We start from the raw sequence: 18507 nt of genomic DNA, 5'->3' as shown, positions 1-18507 counted from the left end.
TCAATAGCGGGTATCATACTTCACAACGTACTACGCCGTAATTCATAAAAATACCGCACAAGCGGATGCTTCAACTCCATCTTCTCCGCCATGCTCAAGATCCGCTTCTTCCCAACCCTTCTATCGACCAAAGCCAGTATATTCAATACCATATCGCTGCTCTCCAAGCTCTCCTCTATAGAAGTAGTCAGAAACTTATTAGCGACAACGATAAAATTCGATTTACTTAATGCAGCCTGTGCTGACATTAGCTCTTTTGCATGTTCTGTACTTTTTCTGCTTCTGGCCATTACGATTAGACGATCCTCCGGCACTGGTCCCTTGGTAGCTTGTCTGACCGCTTCAATGTCGTCACTAGTGATAGGAATATGAATATCCGGATCATTCTTAATTTCCAGCTCTGTTTGATACCATCTGATGACGTTCGTTTTATCGCTCATATTGAGTACGTTCTTTTTATCTACCGAGATATAACAAATCCCTGATTTATCAGGCAGATAACGGTAACCTGGTGCGCGGTATTCTACCCTTCCATTTAACGCAGGACTGAGAAAGCCCTCCAGTTGCTGCTTCAATTTGCTCCAGAACATTTAATCCCTCCATAACAAAACAGAGGAAAGGCTGGTTGGCTCCGGGACCCCCGCTCCATTCAGCCGATCCTCAATCTTTTCACGTCTTTTTTCTATTTTAACTTGGTAGCTTAATCTCCACGTTCCTCCGCCCCATCAGGCTCCTTGCTTCCAAATTCATCGAGCAGCGCACGCACTTCATTTGTTGACTTTGAGTTCATCAAGCAATTCCTCACTACTGTGATCCTTCGGCTCCTGCTCAAAAGCAAAGCGATTATAAAAAATACTAGCCCAATCATAATACCATCTACTCCGTATTGCTCAGCGAGCTTGAGGGCGGTCGTGATTGTCAGGGATATCCCCGTTAATGGTCAGCAGTGTATCTGGTGCCACCTCATCACGAAGTTTCTTAATCTCCGGAATCAGTTCAAAGTGGGCATCTACTTTACTCATTTCCACTCGTGTGCGCAGATGATCTAAAACGGATTGTGAAGCTGATGTAAAGGCGGAACAGCTCTGGTAGGCGATAAACCCAAAAAGACGACATGTCATTCGAGAATCTTAGAATGAATGTCGTCTGTTGGGGTGTGTTCACTTCCAGCTATCTAGGAAAGCCATGTTTTTCAGTAGCCTCCGATAAAGAGAGGGCATTCCACATCACTTACTCTGTTGCTCCAACATTCTCAATAGGATTGTTACTGCTTCCGCTCTGGTCGCTTTTGCAGCGGAATTGAATTGGTTTGCACCTGTACCTTCCATAATGCCAATCTTCTTTAGTGCCGCTGCTACGCCTTTTGCCCATGACGGGATATTCTTATCGTCTGCGAAGCCAGTCGCAGTATTCCCTTCGATGGACAGCTTAAGCGATTTTGCGATCATTGTTGCCATCTCAGCACGTGTAATTGCAGCATTCGGACGAAAGGTGCCGTCCTCATAGCCTTTAATAATGTCTGCTTGTACCGCTTGTGCAATTGCCTTCCGTGCCCAATCTGGGCTCCCCGTTGTATCAGTGAATGTTAATGCCCCCCCTTCATCTTGCAGCTTCAGCGCCTTCACCAGCATGACCGCGAATTCGCCGCGAGTAACCGCAATGTTAGGCTTAAAAGTCTCATCCGGATAACCTTCGATGATTCCGTCTTTTATCGCTTGGGTAATGTCCGCCTCTGCCCAGTGTCCAGCGATATCGTTCAAGCTAACTTTCACTTCAGATGGCTGATCTACTGCAAGTACCGCATATTTTCCTAAATGATCAACCTCTACAATCATCTGATTGCCTTTTACGATTCCGCCGGCCCTTGCCCATTTCCTGGTCGCTTCATCAAAGTAGAAAATAGCTGGTGTTTGGCCTTCCTTCAAGCTTGCTGGCTCAAAAACAAGGGTCAGTGTTACTGGTTTTTTGAAATTCTCAGGGAAGTTTTTCAGAATTTCAAAGATCGGGCTGACGGGCACTTCATTATTTAATAGTAGACTTTGTGTTTCCAATACTTTTTTGATCGTTAGTATTAAATCTTTTTCTGTTGCATTGGCTGGAATTCCAATCGTAATCTCATCGCCCAAATGAACCTCGCCATGTTTGCCTGCCGGAAGCGATAGTACGCCATCCTTTGAGATCACTTTGCTGTCATTCGTTGGTATGGGGACACCCCCGCTGCCACCGCCAACACCCCCGCCAACACCACCATCGCCACCACTGCCAGGAACCGCCATCCATTTCGCGTACAACGTTGAGTCCGCAGTCACTGTATCCGTGCTGAAATTCCACGGGGTAACGTAGTTTGCTTCCTTATACCAGCCCGCAAAAGTGTAGCCGCTTCTCGTCGGCTCTGCTGGAGCAGTAATCGTAGCTCCCGAGCTTACGTAGGTGATGTCCGTGACCGTGCTGCCTCCCTGCGAGTCGAAGGTTACCGTGTACGTCGCTGGGGCCGGGATCGCTGTCCATTTCGCGTACAGGGTTATGTTCTCCGTCACCGTATCTGTGCCGAAATTCCACGAGGTAGCGTATGTTGCTTCCTTATACCAACCCGCAAAAGTGTAGCCGCTCTTCGTCGGAGCTGCCGGGGCCGATATCGTTGCTCCCGAGCTTACGTAGGTGATGTCCGTGACCGTGCTGCCTCCCTGCGAGTCGAAGGTTACCGTGTAAGTTGCTGGGGCCGGGATCGCTGTCCATTTCGCGTACAGGGTTGTGTTCTCCGTCACCGTATCTGTGCCGAAATTCCACGGGGTAACATAACTTGCTTCCCTATACCAGCCCGTAAAAGTGTAGCCGCTCTTCGTTGGAGCTGCCGGGGCCGATATCGTTGCTCCCGAGCTTACGTTGGTGATGTTTGTGACCGTGCTGCCTCCCTGTGAGTCGAACGTTACCGTGTACGTCGCTGGGGCCGGGATCGCTGTCCATTTCGCGTACAGGGTTGTGTTCTCCGTCACCGTATCTGTGCCGAAATTCCACGAGGTAGCGTATGTTGCTTCCTTATACCAACCCGCAAAAGTGTAGCCGCTCTTCGTCGGAGCTGCCGGGGCCGATATCGTTGCTCCCGAGCTTACGTAGGTGATGCTCGCGACCGCGCTGCCCCCCTTCGAGTCGAACGTTACGGTATACATGGGTGCCGGATCTGCCGTCCACTTCGCGTACAGGGTTGTGTTCTCCGTCACCGTATCTGTGCCGAAATTCCACGGGGTAACATAGCTTGCTTCCTTATACCAGCCCGTAAAAGTGTAGCCGCTTCTCGTCGGCTCTGCCGGCACGGAGACCGTCGTTCCCTCATTCACGCCAGTGATGCTCGCGACCGCGCTGCCCCCCTTCGAGTCGAAGGTTACGGTGTGTGTCGCCAGATCCGCTGACCACTGCGCATACAGCGTTACATTCGCCGCTTCCATGCTAAATGTATCGTTAGCTGTGTAGCTCGTTCCGCTTCCGTCGGCTGACGTGTTCCAGCCCACGAACGTGTTGCCTGTTTTCATTAGACTTCCCGTGTTTCCTTGTACTGTTACCGAGGCATTTTGCTCATACGCACCACTATCCGTCGGTACCGTCCCTTCCGTACTGCCGTTTCCGTTATACGTTAAGGTGTAGGTTGTCGGCACATAATTACCGGATTGCAGAATCGTTCCAGCGTCACCCACCGCCACATAAGAGCCTTCACCGTAGGTGATGCCGTAAAGAGAATTCACGATGTCAGTAATTCGGCTCGTCCAGTTCGCCCCATTACTGGAGGTGAAAATTGCTTTACTGCCCCCCACTGCCATATAAATGCCATTGCTGTAGCTGACATCCATTAATTGGTTTCCAGTGTCCAATGTGTGGCTCATCCAGTTCTCCCCATCGCTGGAGGTCACAATTATTCCACCTTCCCCTACCGCTACATACATTCCGTTGCCATAGGTTACGCCATGAAAATCATAAAAGGTGTCCGTTGTCCGGCTTGTCCAACTCGCTCCGTCACTTGAGGTCAATATCATGCCTTTGTACCCCACTGCTACATATGTGCCGTCACCATAGGTGACCCCGTAAAGAGGATATGCGGAGCCCGACAGGCGGTTCGTCCAGCTCGCCCCGTCACCCGAGGTTAATATCGTGCCATTGTCCCCCACTGCCACATAGGTGCCGTCGCCGTAGGTGACGCCATTAAGGATCTCCTTTATGCCGGACGTCCGGTTGGTCCAGCTCACCCCATCACTGGAGGTGACAATCGTTCCATCGCCCCACATTCCCCCTACCGCCACATACCTGCCGTTGCCATAGGTGACGCCAAATAGATTATTAAAGGTGCCCGCCGTACGGTTCGTCCAGCTCATCCCATCACTTGAGGTAACTATCGTCGCTCTTTGACCCACTGCCACATAGGTGCTGTTGCCGTAGGTAACATCTACCAGGATAGACGAGGTTCCTAACGTACGGTTCGTCCAGTTTGCCCCATCACTGGAGGTCATTATCGTCCCGCTGTCCCCCACTGCCACATACATGCCGTTACCGTAGATGACGTCACTAAGCATTCTCCAGGCGCCTGTCGTACTAATATCCCATTCATCACCATCAACAGAAACTTCAACCATCCCCGGGTATCCAAGCGCCACATACTTGCCGTTCCCGTAAACAACGGTTCCTAGATATTTAATAGAGGAGGAGTTTCCCGCTTTGGACGTCCAGCTCACTCCGTCGCTCGAGGACTTGATCGCTTCACGATTCCCCACCGCCACATACATGTTGTTGCCGTAGGCGATGCCATTCAAATTTTCCAAGTCATCTGTATAGTTTGTCGTCCAGCTCATCCCGTCACTGGAGGCCAATGTAATCCCTCTATCCCCCACTGCCAGATATTTACCGTTGCCGAAGGTGACGTCATTCAGATTATTCGCGGTGCCCGACGTGCGGCTCGTCCAGTTCATCCCGTCACTGGAGGTCATTGCCGTTCCACCTTCTCCCACTGCCACATACCCGCCACTGCCATAGGTAACGCCAAGAAGCTTCGCGGTACCCGACGTGTGGTACGTCCAGTTCACTCCGTCACTGGAGGTCAATATCGTCCCTTCGCTCCCCACCGCTACATACCTGCCGTTGCCAAAGGCAATGTCTAAAAGATGGTTCCCGGTGTCCGACGTGCGTTTCATCCAACTTAATCCGTCACCGGAAGACACTATTGTTCCATAGTCCCCCACTGCCACATACATGCCGTTCCCATAGATGACACCATTCATATTCTGATTCGTGGACAAAGGACTCCTGGCACTCCAATTGTCAAGAGGATCAGCAGAAGCAAAACTAGGGAACATGCCTGCTAAAATAAATAATGCCGTTAATAAAGAAATACAACGTCTGATCATCGATTCTTACACTCCCTTTTTATCGCTCGAATAGAATTAGTTCAAATTTCCCTTATCACTTAACTATAAGTCTATGCAATCCAAAAAAAACCTCCCCGAATGGGGAGGCAGACGATAAAAAAAAGGGGGGGGCATCACTCAACAAGTATTTGTAATTGTTTAGCGCGCTGCAACGCTTGAACGCGATTGTTTACCTCAAGCTTTCTGTACATATTCTTAATATGAAACTTTACGGTTTCAACCTTGATATTAAGGCGATGCGCGATTTCCTTGTTCAATAATCCGTCCGCTATCAGCAGTATGATTTTGGACTCCTGCTCCGTCAGAAGCTCTTTTGGCGACCGCTCTTTATCCATTGAAACATTCATCGCCTGTAACAGTTGTTTGACATAGACAATTGAAGGAGAAGTGCGGCTGTCCGGTCTTGCCTTCAAACAAGAAGAAAGCATCTCCGGCATCACAGGTCCTTCATCCATAAAGCTGCAGATATAACCTTCCGGCTCTGCCAGTTTCAGAGCGCTTTCCAATTGTTCGAGCGCTGCATCCGTTTGTCCGGAACGCCAACGGACTATGCTTTGCACAATCAACACCTTGATTTGTTCCCGAAGCCTGCCCGCCTCAGTTAACCGGCTATACATTCTATCCAAAAGATATAACGCTTCATCATAACGTTCGATTGCCGCAAGTATTCTCGCCGCAACCATATGCTCCGCCATCAACATCAAAGAAATCTCATCCGTGTGCGAATGACTATTCGTTTGCAGCCACTCCAGCCCGTATTGCAGCAAGCCTTGCCGCAAGTATAGATAGACGAGCTCCGCCTCGATTTTGGGCATAAAAACCTCATAATCCGTTTCATTCATGCCGGATTTCACGCGCATGAGAAGATCTGTTGCCGCATCGGAATCCCCTCGGGCTTGGTAGATACGCGAAGCCGTGACAGCAATATGAAAAACCAGCGCAAAAGGCTGATCTTGATTATTTTCCATCACTTGGCTAATGTAATACAATGCCTCGTCCAACTGATTCCACTCGTATAAAAATTCACTATAAATCACATATTTGAAAGCCACGAAAGAAAAATGCCTCTTACTCTTCAAGCTTTGAATCCACTTCAAAAAGAAAGGTGCTGCTGAACGCGGCTCGTAGTAAGATGTAATATCGTTAAACGTGCCATACCCTTGATATCGATTAACTAACATGGTCTTAAAGAAGCTTGTATCTGGAACATAATGCTCGGCAAGCTCCAAATATTCCGATGCGTGGGAATAGTCTTTTTGCAAAATGGCAGCAATCGCGCAGTAGAAATAGATGGGGCCGATCACCTTTTTCCAGGCTTCATCCGGTAATTCTGTCCGCTCTGCTTCAAAGCGGTCTTTAACCTGGTATACTCTTTGAAAAAAATCTTCCCCATTCCCGCTTATAGGCATGGAGGATATGTACAGCATTTCGATAAGAGGCTTATCCGCATAAGAACTGGGCGGCAAAGCCGTTACCCATCTCTTTAGAGCGCCTTCCTTGGATTTCATAAAAAAATGAAGATTCTTTTCAATCAGACGAATCGCATCCCGAGGCTGTCTCCCCTCTACAAAATGCTCCACCGCCATCTCATCCTCTCCTTGCTCCTCATACCAACCCGCCGCTCGTATATGCGCCTGCCTCCATTTATCCGGGTCGTTTCTGAATAACCGCTGCTGGAGAAAATCGGAAAGCAGATGATGATATCGATACCAGTTACGCCCGTCATCGAGCCGCATAATGAACAAATTCAGATGCTCCAGCCTCTCCAATTGTTCCTGGCTGTTCATTTGGCCCGTCACGGCTTGGCACAAAGAATAGTTCATTCGGCTTAACACAGACGTTTCCAGCAAAAAACGCTGTATCGGCTCCGATTGCTGATAGAACACTTCCTCCAGCAAATAACTCGAAATCTGATGATGATGACCTCTGAATTGATGGATGGACTCCACTATATCATTACTGTGCTGAAGAGAAATTGCGGCCAACTGCAGTGCGCCTATCCAACCTTCGGTCTGGTCATACAGCTCCGCCACTTGTTCGCTTATGAGCAATAAACCTATCGAATTCCGGAAAAAGTCTTGTACTTCGTCCCTTTCTATACGCAAATCTTGAATAAGGATATGTTGAATTTCACCCCTGACCATCAGCTTGGCCGTAGGGATATCGACATCAGTGCGGCTTGATATATAGAGATGAATATGACGGGGCAGATGCTCAAGAAGATAGGTTATGGAATGGTGAATTTCAGGTTGCTCAATGACATGGTAGTCGTCCAGTATAAGGGTAAGCTCGTCCGTTAATTGATTCAACTCGTTCAGCAGCACCTTCACGGCATGCTCCCCCTGCGAAGACCCTCCCTCAATGATGGACGGCAGAGCCGCTCCAAATCCGGAAATCTTCTCCTGTATGGAGGCAGCTACATATGTCCAGAATTGAATCCAGTCATTATCTAGCTTATCCAACGACAGCCACGCCACAAGTCCATCGCTTTGATGTGCCCATTCGCTTAGCGCCGTCGTTTTCCCGTAACCTGCCTGCGCGGAAACAAGCGTCAGCTTGTGCCTCATTCCTTCATTAAGCTTATGAGCCAGCTTGGGCCGGGATAACAGGCCACTTCGTAAATGAGGGATATAAAGTTTGGTCTTTACAAGCATCCGAATTCCCTCCGCATTAAACTCGTGGTTAATGATCAGTTAAATGAATGGTGCGATGAATACTTGCTTCATAGTATGTAGCATTACACAGGTCCCTTTATTTTTCAAGAGTACCTAGTTTTATTTCGGAGACATCGTTCTATAACTATCATTCGCGGGTAAAAATCATTCACTTCATAATGTACCACGCCGCAACTCATAAAAATACCGCACCACCGGATGCTTCAACTCCATCTTTTCAGCCATGCTCAAAATCCGCTTCTTCCCAACCCTCCTGTCCACCAAAGCCAGTATATTCAATACCATATCGCTGCTCTCCAAGCTCTCCTCTATAGGCGTCGTCAAGAACTTATTCGCCACCACAATAAAATTCGATTTACTTAATGCAGCCTGTGCTGACATTAGCTCTTTTGCATGTTCTGTACTTTTTCTGCTTCTGGCCATTACGATTAGACGATCCTCCGGCACTGGCCCCTTGGTAGCTTGTCTGACCGCTTCAATGTCGTCATTGCTAATAGGAATCTGGATATCCGGATCATTCTTAATTTCCAGCTCTGTTTGATACCATCTGATAGTGTTCGTTTTATCACTCATATTGAGTACGTTCTTTTTATCTACCGAGATATAACAAATCCCTGATTTATCAGGCAGATAACGGTAACCTGGTGCGCGGTATTCTACCCTTCCATTTAGCGCAGGACAGAGAAAGCCCTCCAGTTGTTGCTTCAATTTGCTCCAGGACATGTAATTCCCCTCCATATAAAAACAGAGGAAAGGCTTGTTGGCTCAGGGTTTGTCCCCCTCCCCATTCAGCCGATCCTCAATCATTTCGCTTCAATTTTCTATTTAAGCCAAACACCCGCGCACAGCTTCATTTCTCTCGGAATGGCAATTCCGAGCCTGAATAACATTCAAGCGTATACACTAATTTCATCACCCAACAAACGGACTCTCAGGCAACCCTAGCGCTATACGTAAAAGGTTCGCATCGTTTATTTGAAGTTACAATCCTTTCACATAAATCCATCTTCAGGTTCACCAACGTCAAAATCTAATACCTTTGTTGCTTCTGATTTAAACCTTGTTATCCAGGAATCCCAATCGCTCTGATTCATCTGGGCATAAAATGACAATCCGCCCGGCTCAACGGATGCTTCAATAAAAACATCATCATCTTCCTGCCCGAACCAATATGGAATCCCGTCTTTATACCCCATCCAACCGGGCATAGACTTATATATAGCAGCAACTTTACTCCATACTTCATCAGGTAGATGATACCATATATTGAGATTACAATGATGAGAGTTTATGTTATTCATTTACTGGGCACCACTTCTCTTATTGCTGCCTACAATTGTAGGTCAGCGAATCAGTAAGTCGAGTTTGGCAACGACATCTGACAGTATGATCTGTGGTACTTTACAGATGAACACTGCCTGTCGGGATTGCCAATCTAGACTCTTTACTTGATCGGCAAGGATAACCCCTTCGATGGGCAGATCCTGCGGAATGACTACTTCAAACGGGTAGCCCTTTGGTTTAGAAGTTACCGGACAGAGCAAGGAAAGTCCGACCTTACCATTATAGGAAGCAGGAGACACGACCAAGGCCGGACGTTTCCCTGCCTGTTCATGCCCCGCTTGCGGGTTGAACTGCAACCATACCAAGTCGCCTCGATCCGGCACATACCCGTCCGTTACCATACTTCCCGTCCTTGTTGTTCGCCTGTAGAGACCTCATTATGGAGATTTTCCGGGGTGACCTGGGAAAGGATTTCGTCCAGTGTAGCCGACTTCGGCTTGATGATAAGATGTCCATCTTCCACATCAAGATCGACTTCGGAGCCTTCCTCAATACCGACCTTTAGGGCAAGGGATTTCGGAATGCGAATGCCCAAGCTGTTACCCCATTTCCGAACCTGAAACATAGAACCGCCTCCCAGAATGCAATGTATAAACAAAGTGTAAACAAAGTGTTTTTAGAAGTCAAATCATTGTGGAGAATATATATAAAAAAACAGAGAAAAGGCTTGCTGGCTCAGGGTTTGTCCCCTCCCCATTCAGCCGATCCTCCATCTTTTCACGTCTTTTTTCTATTTTCCACACGAATTTCTACAAGCTTGGCAGCTTAATCCCCAAGTCCCTCCGCCCCGTCCTGCTCCCTACTCCCAAACTCATCCAGCAGCGCACGCACTTCACTTGTGGACTTAGTGTTCATTAAGTTATTTCTTAATTCACTTGCCCCGCGAAATCCGCGGACATATATTTTGAAGAATCGTTGAAGAGGGCTGAACTTACGTGGTTCCTGTACGGAGTATTTATCATAGAGATCCAGATGCAGCCGCAGCAGATCAAGCAATTCCTCACTACTGTGCTCCTTCGGCTCCTGCTCAAAAGCAAACGGATTCTGAAAAATACCGCGCCCAATCATAATACCATCCACACCGTACTCTTCAGCGAGCTTAAGGCCAGTCTGACGGTCAGGGATATCCCCGTTAATGGTCAGCAGTGTATGGGGTGCCACCTCATCACGAAGTTTCTTAATCTCCGGAATCAGCTCCCAGTGAGCATCTACTTTACTCATTTCCTCTCTTGTACGCAGATGAATGGACAGATTCACAATGTCTTGCTGCAAAATATGGGTCAACCAGCCGCGCCATTCGTCTAAGTCACTGAAACCGAGTCTAGTTTTCACACTGACAGGCAGTTCCCCGGCTTTTGCGGCTTGGATGATCTCCGCTGCGGTTTCCGGACGGCAGATCAGGCCGCTTCCCTTCCCATTCTCTGCTACATTTGATACAGGACAACCCATATTAATATCGATGCCTTTGAATCCTTCTTTCGCCATACCGATGCTCATTTGACGGAAGTATTCCGGCTTGTCTCCCCAGATATGAGCTACGATGGGCTGTTCATCCTCTGTAAAAGTCAAACGCCCGCGCACAGCATGCTTCCCCTCCGGGTGACAATAACTCTCTGTATTCGCAAACTCCGTAAAAAACACATCCGGTCTGGCAGCATTACTTACGACATGGCGAAACACAACATCCGTCACATCCTCCATGGGTGCCAGTATGAAAAAGGGGCGTGGTAAATCACGCCAGAAATTATTAGTCATCTCAAAAACCTCTCTATGAATACCAGGACAAATCCTTATCCCGAAGTGGTAAAACTAACCTGTATATGCCTTTACTTCTTCTTCACTTACAGTATGTTAAATCAAAGTATATCATAAAAGAAGGGGCGCCCCCACCTTACATCTTTAGCCTGTGCGGGAACGTGAACTCCTTTCCACGCTCCCGTATTTTTTTGTTTTATACCTCAGCCTATATATTTCCGTCCAAAGAAATATAATAAAGCTATGGAGGTGTTGTGCGTGGGAAATACATGGCTTGTTCCGGTTGACGCTGAAAAACCGGCTGACGGACGATATAGGAGCGCTAAAGTAAAGGATGGTGAACATAAATGAAACGGATATTTTTGGTTGAGGACGATAAGGCAATCGCCAGAAACCTTATACTTTTGCTCCACTCGGAGGGATTTACAGTCATCCACGCCCCTTCGCGGAGTGAAGCCCTTGCCGCACTTGCCGGGAATAAATTCGACTTGGCGTTGATTGATATTTCTTTGCCTGACGGAAATGGCTTCACGGTTTGCACGGAAATCAAAGAAACAGGGGATGTTCCCGTTATCTTTCTGACGGCTTCCGGCGATGAGGCGAGTGTTGTTACCGGGCTGAACATGGGCGCGGACGACTATATCACCAAGCCCTTTCGTCCGCGTGAATTGATTGCGCGAATTGGAACCGCCCTGCGAAAAAGCGGGCGTTCCGGGGCGGATTTTGAAATTTGCGGGCTTCATGTCGATACGGCAAGCGGCGTTGTGAAAAAAAACGGCAACGAGGTTTTTCTTTCAGCATTAGAATACCGCTTGTTGCTGGTGTTTATTAGCAACCCAAAAAGTATTATCACGAGGGGCAAGCTACTTGACGAATTGTGGGACGCGGCGGGCGAGTTTGTCAATGACAATACACTTACCGTGTACATCAAACGCTTGCGGGAGAAGATAGAGAACGACCCGGCCAGCCCGCAAATCATTCTGACCGTCCGCGGGACAGGATATAGATTGGGGGACGGGTATGCTTCGGAATAGAGAGTTTCGGCAGCTTGTCATTTGGTTCTCCTTAATAGCTGCCGCGACGGTGACGCTGGGATTTGCAATCAATAGAGCGGCTGGAATCCTTGCCATTGCTTCTGCCGCCGCCTTTGGCACAGCGTTTTTCGTGTTTACCAAAGCCCGATATACAAGCATTGCGCAGATTTCAGATCAAATCGATCTTGTGCTTCATAACGCTGACCATCTGTATATTGGTGAATCGGACGAGGGCGAACTTTCCATTCTGCACAGCGAGATAACAAAAATGACGCTGCGTATTCGGGAGCAAAACGACGCACTGAAAAAAGAAAAAGAACATCTTGCCGATTCGCTGGCCGACATAGCCCACCAACTCCGCACCCCTCTCACATCCGTGAACCTTATTCTGTCATTGTTAGAGAATAGCCCTGACGAAAATGACAGGAAAGCATTTGTGCGGGAAACAGAGAAATTGCTTGTACAGATGGATTGGCTGCTTACTTCCCTGTTGAAATTATCCCGCCTGGACGCGGGCATTGTGGTGTTTCAAAGCGGGCAGACCGATGTAAACGCTCTTGTATGTGCCGCGCTTCGCCCGTTCCTTATCCCAATGGAGCTGCACGATATTGATTTGCAAATAGATGTACCGAAAGGGATGATTATTCAGGGCGATTCAGGTTGGCTTTCGGAAGCCATTCAAAACATCCTCAAAAATTGCATAGAAAGCGCAGGCGAGAACGGGAAGATTGAGATTGTATGTAAGGACAACCCCTTGTTTACCGAGATTGCCATCCACGACAGCGGCCCGGGCTTTGACAAAGAAGATTTACCCTGCCTGTTTGACAGGTTCTATCGCGGGAAAAACCCAAACGCTACAGGCTACGGGATTGGACTTTCTCTCTGCAGGATGATTATAACCCGTCAAGGAGGGACGATTACCGCAAAAAACCACCCCCAGGGCGGCGCGAACTTTGCCATTCGTTTCCCAAAGTGACGAATCTCTCACCTGAAAGTCACAGTGATGTAAGTTGAAGCTGCTACTATATGGTTAAACCATGAGATAGGAGACTTACATAATGGAGTTTTTAAAAATCGAAAATTTATGCAAGGTCTACGGCAAGGGCGAAAACCAAGTTACTGCGCTTGACCATGTTTCACTTACCATCGAAAAGGGGGAGTTTACCGCAATTATCGGCTCCTCCGGCTCCGGCAAATCCACATTGCTTCACATCATCGGCGGCGTGGATGTGCCGACAGGCGGAAAGGTGTATTTGGACGGGCAGGATGTATATGCCAAAAACAATGAAAAACTCGCCATCTTCCGCAGGCGGCAGGTCGGACTGATTTACCAGTTTCACAACCTCATTCCCACCCTGAATGTGGTGGAGAACATCACCTTGCCTATCCTGATGGACAAGCGCAAGGTCAACGAGGAACGGCTGAATGACCTACTCGAAATGCTTGGGCTAAAAGACCGCAAAACGCATTTACCCAATCAGCTTTCGGGCGGTCAGCAACAGCGTGTTTCCATAGGACGCGCTTTGATGAACGCCCCGGCGGTCATGCTTGCTGACGAACCCACGGGCAGTCTGGACAGCCGAAATGGACATGAAATCATCAAACTGCTGAAAGAAAGCAATAAAAAATATGGGCAGACCCTGCTCCTCGTCACCCATGACGAAAATATCGCCCTGCAAGCAGACCGCATTATCGGCATATCAGACGGCAAAGTAACGCGGGATGAGAGAATGGTGCGGCCATGAATATTTTTAACAAAGTCACCCTGCAAAGCATGAAAAAAAGCCGGACCCGAACGATTGTCACGATTATCGGAGTTGTTCTGTCCGCTGCTATGATCACGGGCGTACTCACCTTTGGCATTTCCCTGCTGAACTATATGACAAACGGCGCGGCCCAGAAATACGGCGATTGGCACGTTGAGTTCTTGGACGTTGATTCTTCTTTCGTACAGGAACGAACCCACGACAAGGGGGTCGCTAACACCGCTGCATTTGAAAATATCGGCTACGCAGCACTTAAGGACGGGCAAAGCCCCAACAAGCCGTATCTTTTTATAGCCGGATTTAGCAAGAGAACCTTTGATACCTTGCCCATCAACCTGATGTCCGGCAGGCTGCCTGAAAACAGCGGAGAGATTCTTGTTCCGATGAGCGTCGAAGTAAAGGGCGGCGTTAAATTTGCGGTGGGTGACAAGCTTTCACTTGGTGTTGGAAGCCGCATGAATGGCGACAAGAAACTCGGTCAACACACCCCTTACCTTTCGGGGCAAGAAACTCTTGTGCCAAAAGCCAAGAGAACTTACACGGTTGTCGGTATCTACCAAAAAGCCTACTTTGAGGAATCTTCCGCGCCAGGCTATACCTTGATAACGAAAGCAGATGCTGGAGATAAAGCGGACAGTTTCAGCCTATTTGTCACGCTTAAAAACCCGCGTGGTGTTCACGCTTACTCAAGCAGCACAGCCGGAAGCCAAGCTTACGTCTTTAACGATAATGTGTTGCGCTTCATGGGTCTTTCAGACGATAATATTTTCAACACGCTTCTGTACGCGGTTGGCGGCATTGTGGTCGCCATCATCATGATCGGCTCGATTTTTCTGATTTATAACGCATTCACCATCTCGCTGAACGAACGCACACATCAATTCGGGATTCTCTCGTCGGTGGGAGCCACAGCAAAGCAGCTGCGAAATTCGGTGCTGTTTGAGGGGCTTTGTATCGGTGCGGCCGGTATACCCATTGGCGTTATCGTTGGCATAGGCAGCATCGGGCTTGTGATTTCCGTTGTAGCCAAGAATTTTGAAAGCATTATCTACAGCAACGTCCCTTTTACCTTAACGGTGTCCATCCCCGCCATTGTCGTTGCGGCGGCGGTCAGCATGGTTACGATTCTGATTTCGGCCTATATCCCGGCCAGGAAGGCCGCAAACACTCCCGTAATGGAGAGTATTCGCCAGTCAAACGAGGTCAAAGTTGAATCCAAAGCCGTGAAAACATCAAAACAGGCTCAGCGTATTTACGGTTTGGAGGGAACCCTTGCCCTAAAGAATTTTAAAAGAAACAAGAAACGCTATCGCAGCATTGTGCTATCACTTGTTCTAAGCGTAGTACTGTTTATATCGGCCAGTGCTTTTGTAACGGATCTGAAGCAGGCGTCAGAGCGGGCAGTAGTGGCTACTGACATTGACATCAGTTTGGCCACGCAGGACATGGACGATAGAGAAATCTTGTCGCTTTACGACAAACTAAAAACCGCCGACGGGGTTTACGAAAGCTCTTATCAAGCGCTCATGAAGTATTCAGGCGTTGCCAAAGCAAGCGATCTTTCAGACGCTTACTGGGAGGACGCGGGTTCACATTCGCCAGATGAAACGGTTAACCTGCCAATGGAAGTTCAGTTTCTTGATGACAGCGCCTATCTGAACATTATCAAAGGCTTGGGCTTGCCCGAAGAGGAATATACCGGGCAAAATGCGAAAATCATCGCCGTTGCCAAACTGACAAACCACATGAAAGCCAATCGGGAGCATGAGCTTGACGAGTTTATAGATATGTTCAAGAGTTCTTCCATGAATTTTACCATCGCTCCCGAAACCACTGGCAAGCCGAAGATGGAACAGGGGCGAAACGTAAGTATTAAGTTTGTCAATACCGTGCCGCCTGATGGCCCCCCGATCCCAGGAAACTCCGGGTCGAAGAATCCGTTCATTTTTAAGGTGATGGCCCCCTATTCGCTCAAAGAGAAGTTTGAAACCTCCGATACCCATCTGGCTATTAAGGGCTTGACCTTTCGGTCAAAGCATCCCACACAGTCGATGGCTGAAATGAAAACGATGATTCAGGATGTGGGGATTACATCCAGTTACACCCTGATCAATTTCTCTGAAATGCTTGATCAGAACCGCAATATGATATTCATTGCCAACGTGTTCGCTTATACTTTTATCATTATGATTTCGCTGATTGCGGTTGCCAATGTGTTCAACACGATTTCCACGAATATCAAGCTGCGCCGGCGGGAGCTTGCCATGCTCCGCTCTGTGGGGATGTCTGAACGCGGTTTCCAGAAGATGATGAATTTCGAGTGTGCCTTTTATGGCATGAGGGCGCTAATCTTCGGGCTTCCCATAGGCGCAATCTCTTCTTGGCTGATTTACAAAGGGATGGGCGGCGGGGCGGACAATATCGATTTTGTGTTCCCGTGGGGCAGTATCGGAATCAGCGTGTTCAGTGTGTTCTTTGTGGTGTTCATTACAATGCTGTATGCCATTAGCAAGATCAAAAAGGAAAATATTATTGATGCGCTTCGGGATGATATGACTTGATAGAAAACAGATGTTAAAGTAAAAAGGCTGTTCAAAAAGTAGTGCAAGCCTACTTTGAACTGCACCCCGTCAAATAGACAGCGTAAATAATAAAAGATCCTTAAGCGGCCTTAGTCCTGAATTCATTGGGACTGAGGCCGTTTAGTTTTGCCTGTAACCGTTCGTAATTGTAAAAATGTATGTAATTATCAATGTCTTTTTGGAGCTAGACGGGTATGACAAGCCTTAACATCGGCTCAGAAGCAATAATTTGTTCATCAGGCACTGGGTGGGGGATACTACAAAGGACGACTATCAATAGCCGCCCCAACTAAACTTATGGACAAAAAAAGAAGCGGGATTTCTCCCGCTGCGTTGCTGTATACGCCAATACATCTCAACTATTCGTCTTTCCTGACCAACAGTGAACAGCACTCCACATGTGACGAGTAGACAGGGAGTACAGGCTTTTAATACTAATGGAATGGCATTTACCCACAACTTCTAGGCGCCCTAATACGGCGTCTTTTCTTTTGCGCGGGAGAATACACGAAACGCTATACTGCCAAATTCGGCGTCTGACGGCATAAAATATATCACGTAATATCTCTATCTTGTTTTTGACGTCACTGTTGATATATTCTCTTGAGAAAATTCATACCACGTTACATCCCTTTTAGCTTCTTCTTCTTTAACAAAAGCATTATATGAATCTATAGTAACTAGTTTATTATTGATGTAGTATGCTATGGCGAATGTGGTGGATGATTCATCAGTAGCACTTGATTCATGATAAGCTAAATCGTCAATTTCACAGAAATTGGTTTGGAATCTTAATTTTCCATATCCGTTGTAAGTTAACCCGCCGCTTAACCATCTAAATGTCCCGTCAGTTTTAAGAAAACGTATCTGGTCGTTTCCAAAAAAGTAGCCATAGACTTCACCGTTCATATAATGCAGGACTTCAACAAAATTTGGATTCTCATCTACTGTTAATCCAAGAACAACTTCAGGTATTCTGTCACCATCCATATCAAGCACGGCAAAGTGATTTATTTTAATTTTAGATGTAGTTCCATAAATCTCGTTATTAGTTAAAAAATCATTCAAATATACCTTTTTCTTAGTTTCTGTGCTGTAAAATTCAATCTTATTTTGCAATACTATCTTATATGCTTCCATTGCTAAACTCTTATTGTTCTCAGGTTTACTTTCAGAAGGAGTAATATGGGCAGAAGAAGTAATTGTTGGAACACTGGTGTCAGAAATTTTATTACTACTTGAGCTACTGTCATTATTCAGGTTTGAGCTGCTTTTATTGGTGGAACACGCAGTTATTGAAATACTTAACAGAAACATAAGAAGCACACACTTAATTTGTGATTTCATTTAATCTCTCCTCAACTATTCGCTTCTAGAATGTTCAAGTCTTCTTTTCCGAAAGGTTATTTCAGTATAGCGGGAAATGGGCAATATTGGAACCTTATATTTCCAGGAAATTTGCGTAAATTATAGAGCCTTATTGACGGCAAATATCCCCCCATTCTCCCGTTGGGGAGCTTCGCTCGGTTTTGAATTATAAGTTACAAAACAATAGACAAAAGAAAAGACGCCGATCAATACCTTACGGTTATTTCGACGCCATCTATTGGAAGTTAGGAACAACGATGTGGGCGCCATTCCTTTATCTATAAGTCACTTAATCTGTCGTGCTTGTGACGTTTTTCCTTCTATTTATTTCACGGTATAATGAACATGCCGATCAACTGGAACGTATCCCGGACGCCATATCTTGCCCGAAGACAGTTAAGATACCCACACAAGCAAAAGTAGGTTAATGTTCAGCTTGAAAGCTATTCTTGCGGAAGACGAGAACGCCAAATTGTCGGAACGTATCAAGCTTGGTGCGGGGTGCACTTCAAACCCGACAGGCGTAATGGGGCGTATATTTGCGGCGGTTACGTTAAGCATACGTCCGCTTTCTG

13 protein-coding genes and 2 pseudogenes are annotated in these 18507 nt (G+C 47.2%); 4 read left to right on the top strand and 11 right to left on the bottom strand.

The annotated features are described in order from the left end of the window. Nucleotides 1-20 precede the first annotated feature (20 nt). The 9 genes and pseudogenes from AC3WT9_RS28195 to AC3WT9_RS28155 all read right to left on the bottom strand — a co-directional run bounded on the left by AC3WT9_RS28195 (nucleotide 21) and on the right by AC3WT9_RS28155 (nucleotide 11182). On the bottom strand, nucleotides 21-590 hold the full coding sequence (locus AC3WT9_RS28195) for an SF0329 family protein (protein WP_492408357.1): 570 nt from the start codon (nucleotides 588-590) through the stop codon (nucleotides 21-23). A 183-nt stretch (nucleotides 591-773) separates the two neighbouring features. Further along, nucleotides 774-1043: pseudogene (locus AC3WT9_RS28190) on the bottom strand (tRNA-dihydrouridine synthase); the annotation flags it as partial. Between the two features lie 183 nt (nucleotides 1044-1226). Next, the gene (locus AC3WT9_RS28185; RefSeq protein ID WP_492408355.1) at nucleotides 1227-5279 is read right to left on the bottom strand and encodes an InlB B-repeat-containing protein; all 4053 of its coding nucleotides are present in this window, start codon (nucleotides 5277-5279) and stop codon (nucleotides 1227-1229) included. 242 nt (nucleotides 5280-5521) lie between these two features. Then, nucleotides 5522-8062, bottom strand: coding sequence for a winged helix-turn-helix domain-containing protein (locus tag AC3WT9_RS28180; protein WP_492408353.1), 2541 nt, complete (start codon nucleotides 8060-8062; stop codon nucleotides 5522-5524). A gap of 174 nt (nucleotides 8063-8236) precedes the next feature. Continuing rightward, nucleotides 8237-8806 (bottom strand): SF0329 family protein, encoded by a 570-nt coding sequence (locus AC3WT9_RS28175; RefSeq protein WP_492408351.1) that lies wholly within the window; start codon nucleotides 8804-8806, stop codon nucleotides 8237-8239. A 269-nt stretch (nucleotides 8807-9075) separates the two neighbouring features. After that, nucleotides 9076-9384 (bottom strand): hypothetical protein, encoded by a 309-nt coding sequence (locus AC3WT9_RS28170; protein WP_341377258.1) that lies wholly within the window; start codon nucleotides 9382-9384, stop codon nucleotides 9076-9078. Between the two features lie 42 nt (nucleotides 9385-9426). Then, on the bottom strand, nucleotides 9427-9768 hold the full coding sequence (mazF, locus tag AC3WT9_RS28165; RefSeq protein WP_492408349.1) for an endoribonuclease MazF: 342 nt from the start codon (nucleotides 9766-9768) through the stop codon (nucleotides 9427-9429). After that, nucleotides 9762-9992 (bottom strand): AbrB/MazE/SpoVT family DNA-binding domain-containing protein, encoded by a 231-nt coding sequence (locus AC3WT9_RS28160; protein WP_038585771.1) that lies wholly within the window; start codon nucleotides 9990-9992, stop codon nucleotides 9762-9764. The genes mazF and AC3WT9_RS28160 overlap by 7 nt, the downstream gene beginning before the upstream one ends. A gap of 200 nt (nucleotides 9993-10192) precedes the next feature. Beyond that, a complete protein-coding gene (locus AC3WT9_RS28155) occupies nucleotides 10193-11182 on the bottom strand; it encodes a tRNA dihydrouridine synthase (RefSeq protein ID WP_492408346.1) in 990 nt (329 codons plus the stop codon). Between the two features lie 347 nt (nucleotides 11183-11529). Here AC3WT9_RS28155 and AC3WT9_RS28150 point away from each other — a divergent pair, with 347 nt between their 5' ends. From AC3WT9_RS28150 to AC3WT9_RS28135, 4 genes are all read left to right on the top strand, one after another. Beyond that, on the top strand, nucleotides 11530-12216 hold the full coding sequence (locus AC3WT9_RS28150; RefSeq protein WP_492408344.1) for a response regulator transcription factor: 687 nt from the start codon (nucleotides 11530-11532) through the stop codon (nucleotides 12214-12216). Continuing rightward, on the top strand, nucleotides 12203-13192 hold the full coding sequence (locus AC3WT9_RS28145) for a sensor histidine kinase (RefSeq protein WP_492408342.1): 990 nt from the start codon (nucleotides 12203-12205) through the stop codon (nucleotides 13190-13192). Before AC3WT9_RS28150 ends, AC3WT9_RS28145 begins: the two co-directional genes overlap by 14 nt. Nucleotides 13193-13274: 82 nt before the next feature. After that, nucleotides 13275-13961, top strand: coding sequence for an ABC transporter ATP-binding protein (locus AC3WT9_RS28140; protein WP_492408340.1), 687 nt, complete (start codon nucleotides 13275-13277; stop codon nucleotides 13959-13961). Then, nucleotides 13958-16543, top strand: a complete 2586-nt coding sequence (locus tag AC3WT9_RS28135; protein WP_492408338.1) for an ABC transporter permease — start codon at nucleotides 13958-13960, stop codon at nucleotides 16541-16543. The genes AC3WT9_RS28140 and AC3WT9_RS28135 overlap by 4 nt, the downstream gene beginning before the upstream one ends. A 100-nt stretch (nucleotides 16544-16643) precedes the next feature. On the opposite strand, the pseudogene AC3WT9_RS28130 reads toward AC3WT9_RS28135, so the two are convergent. Beyond that, nucleotides 16644-16748: pseudogene (locus tag AC3WT9_RS28130) on the bottom strand (IS3 family transposase); the annotation flags it as partial. Nucleotides 16749-17131: 383 nt separating this feature from the next. Then, on the bottom strand, nucleotides 17132-17911 hold the full coding sequence (locus AC3WT9_RS28125; RefSeq protein WP_341089716.1) for a hypothetical protein: 780 nt from the start codon (nucleotides 17909-17911) through the stop codon (nucleotides 17132-17134). Between the last annotated feature and the right edge of the window lie 596 nt (nucleotides 17912-18507).

This window comes from Paenibacillus sp. EB106-06-01-XG199 (genome assembly GCF_058791575.1).
Note: the sequence above shows the minus strand (reverse complement) of the source record. Positions and strands in the feature narration are given on the sequence as shown.

What these genes read in the sequence shown, in the direction of transcription:
- AC3WT9_RS28145 (WP_492408342.1), top strand. Translation starts at nt 12,203, where the DNA reads ATGCTTCGGAATAGAGAGTTTCGGCAGCTTGTCATTTGGTTCTCCTTA.
- AC3WT9_RS28150 (WP_492408344.1), top strand. Translation starts at nt 11,530, where the DNA reads ATGAAACGGATATTTTTGGTTGAGGACGATAAGGCAATCGCCAGAAAC.
- AC3WT9_RS28180 (WP_492408353.1), bottom strand. Translation starts at nt 8,062, where the DNA reads ATGCTTGTAAAGACCAAACTTTATATCCCTCATTTACGAAGTGGCCTG.
- AC3WT9_RS28125 (WP_341089716.1), bottom strand. Translation starts at nt 17,911, where the DNA reads ATGAAATCACAAATTAAGTGTGTGCTTCTTATGTTTCTGTTAAGTATT.
- AC3WT9_RS28160 (WP_038585771.1), bottom strand. Translation starts at nt 9,992, where the DNA reads ATGTTTCAGGTTCGGAAATGGGGTAACAGCTTGGGCATTCGCATTCCG.
- AC3WT9_RS28140 (WP_492408340.1), top strand. Translation starts at nt 13,275, where the DNA reads ATGGAGTTTTTAAAAATCGAAAATTTATGCAAGGTCTACGGCAAGGGC.
- AC3WT9_RS28135 (WP_492408338.1), top strand. Translation starts at nt 13,958, where the DNA reads ATGAATATTTTTAACAAAGTCACCCTGCAAAGCATGAAAAAAAGCCGG.
- AC3WT9_RS28170 (WP_341377258.1), bottom strand. Translation starts at nt 9,384, where the DNA reads ATGAATAACATAAACTCTCATCATTGTAATCTCAATATATGGTATCAT.
- mazF (WP_492408349.1), bottom strand. Translation starts at nt 9,768, where the DNA reads ATGGTAACGGACGGGTATGTGCCGGATCGAGGCGACTTGGTATGGTTG.
- AC3WT9_RS28175 (WP_492408351.1), bottom strand. Translation starts at nt 8,806, where the DNA reads ATGTCCTGGAGCAAATTGAAGCAACAACTGGAGGGCTTTCTCTGTCCT.
- AC3WT9_RS28195 (WP_492408357.1), bottom strand. Translation starts at nt 590, where the DNA reads ATGTTCTGGAGCAAATTGAAGCAGCAACTGGAGGGCTTTCTCAGTCCT.
- AC3WT9_RS28155 (WP_492408346.1), bottom strand. Translation starts at nt 11,182, where the DNA reads ATGACTAATAATTTCTGGCGTGATTTACCACGCCCCTTTTTCATACTG.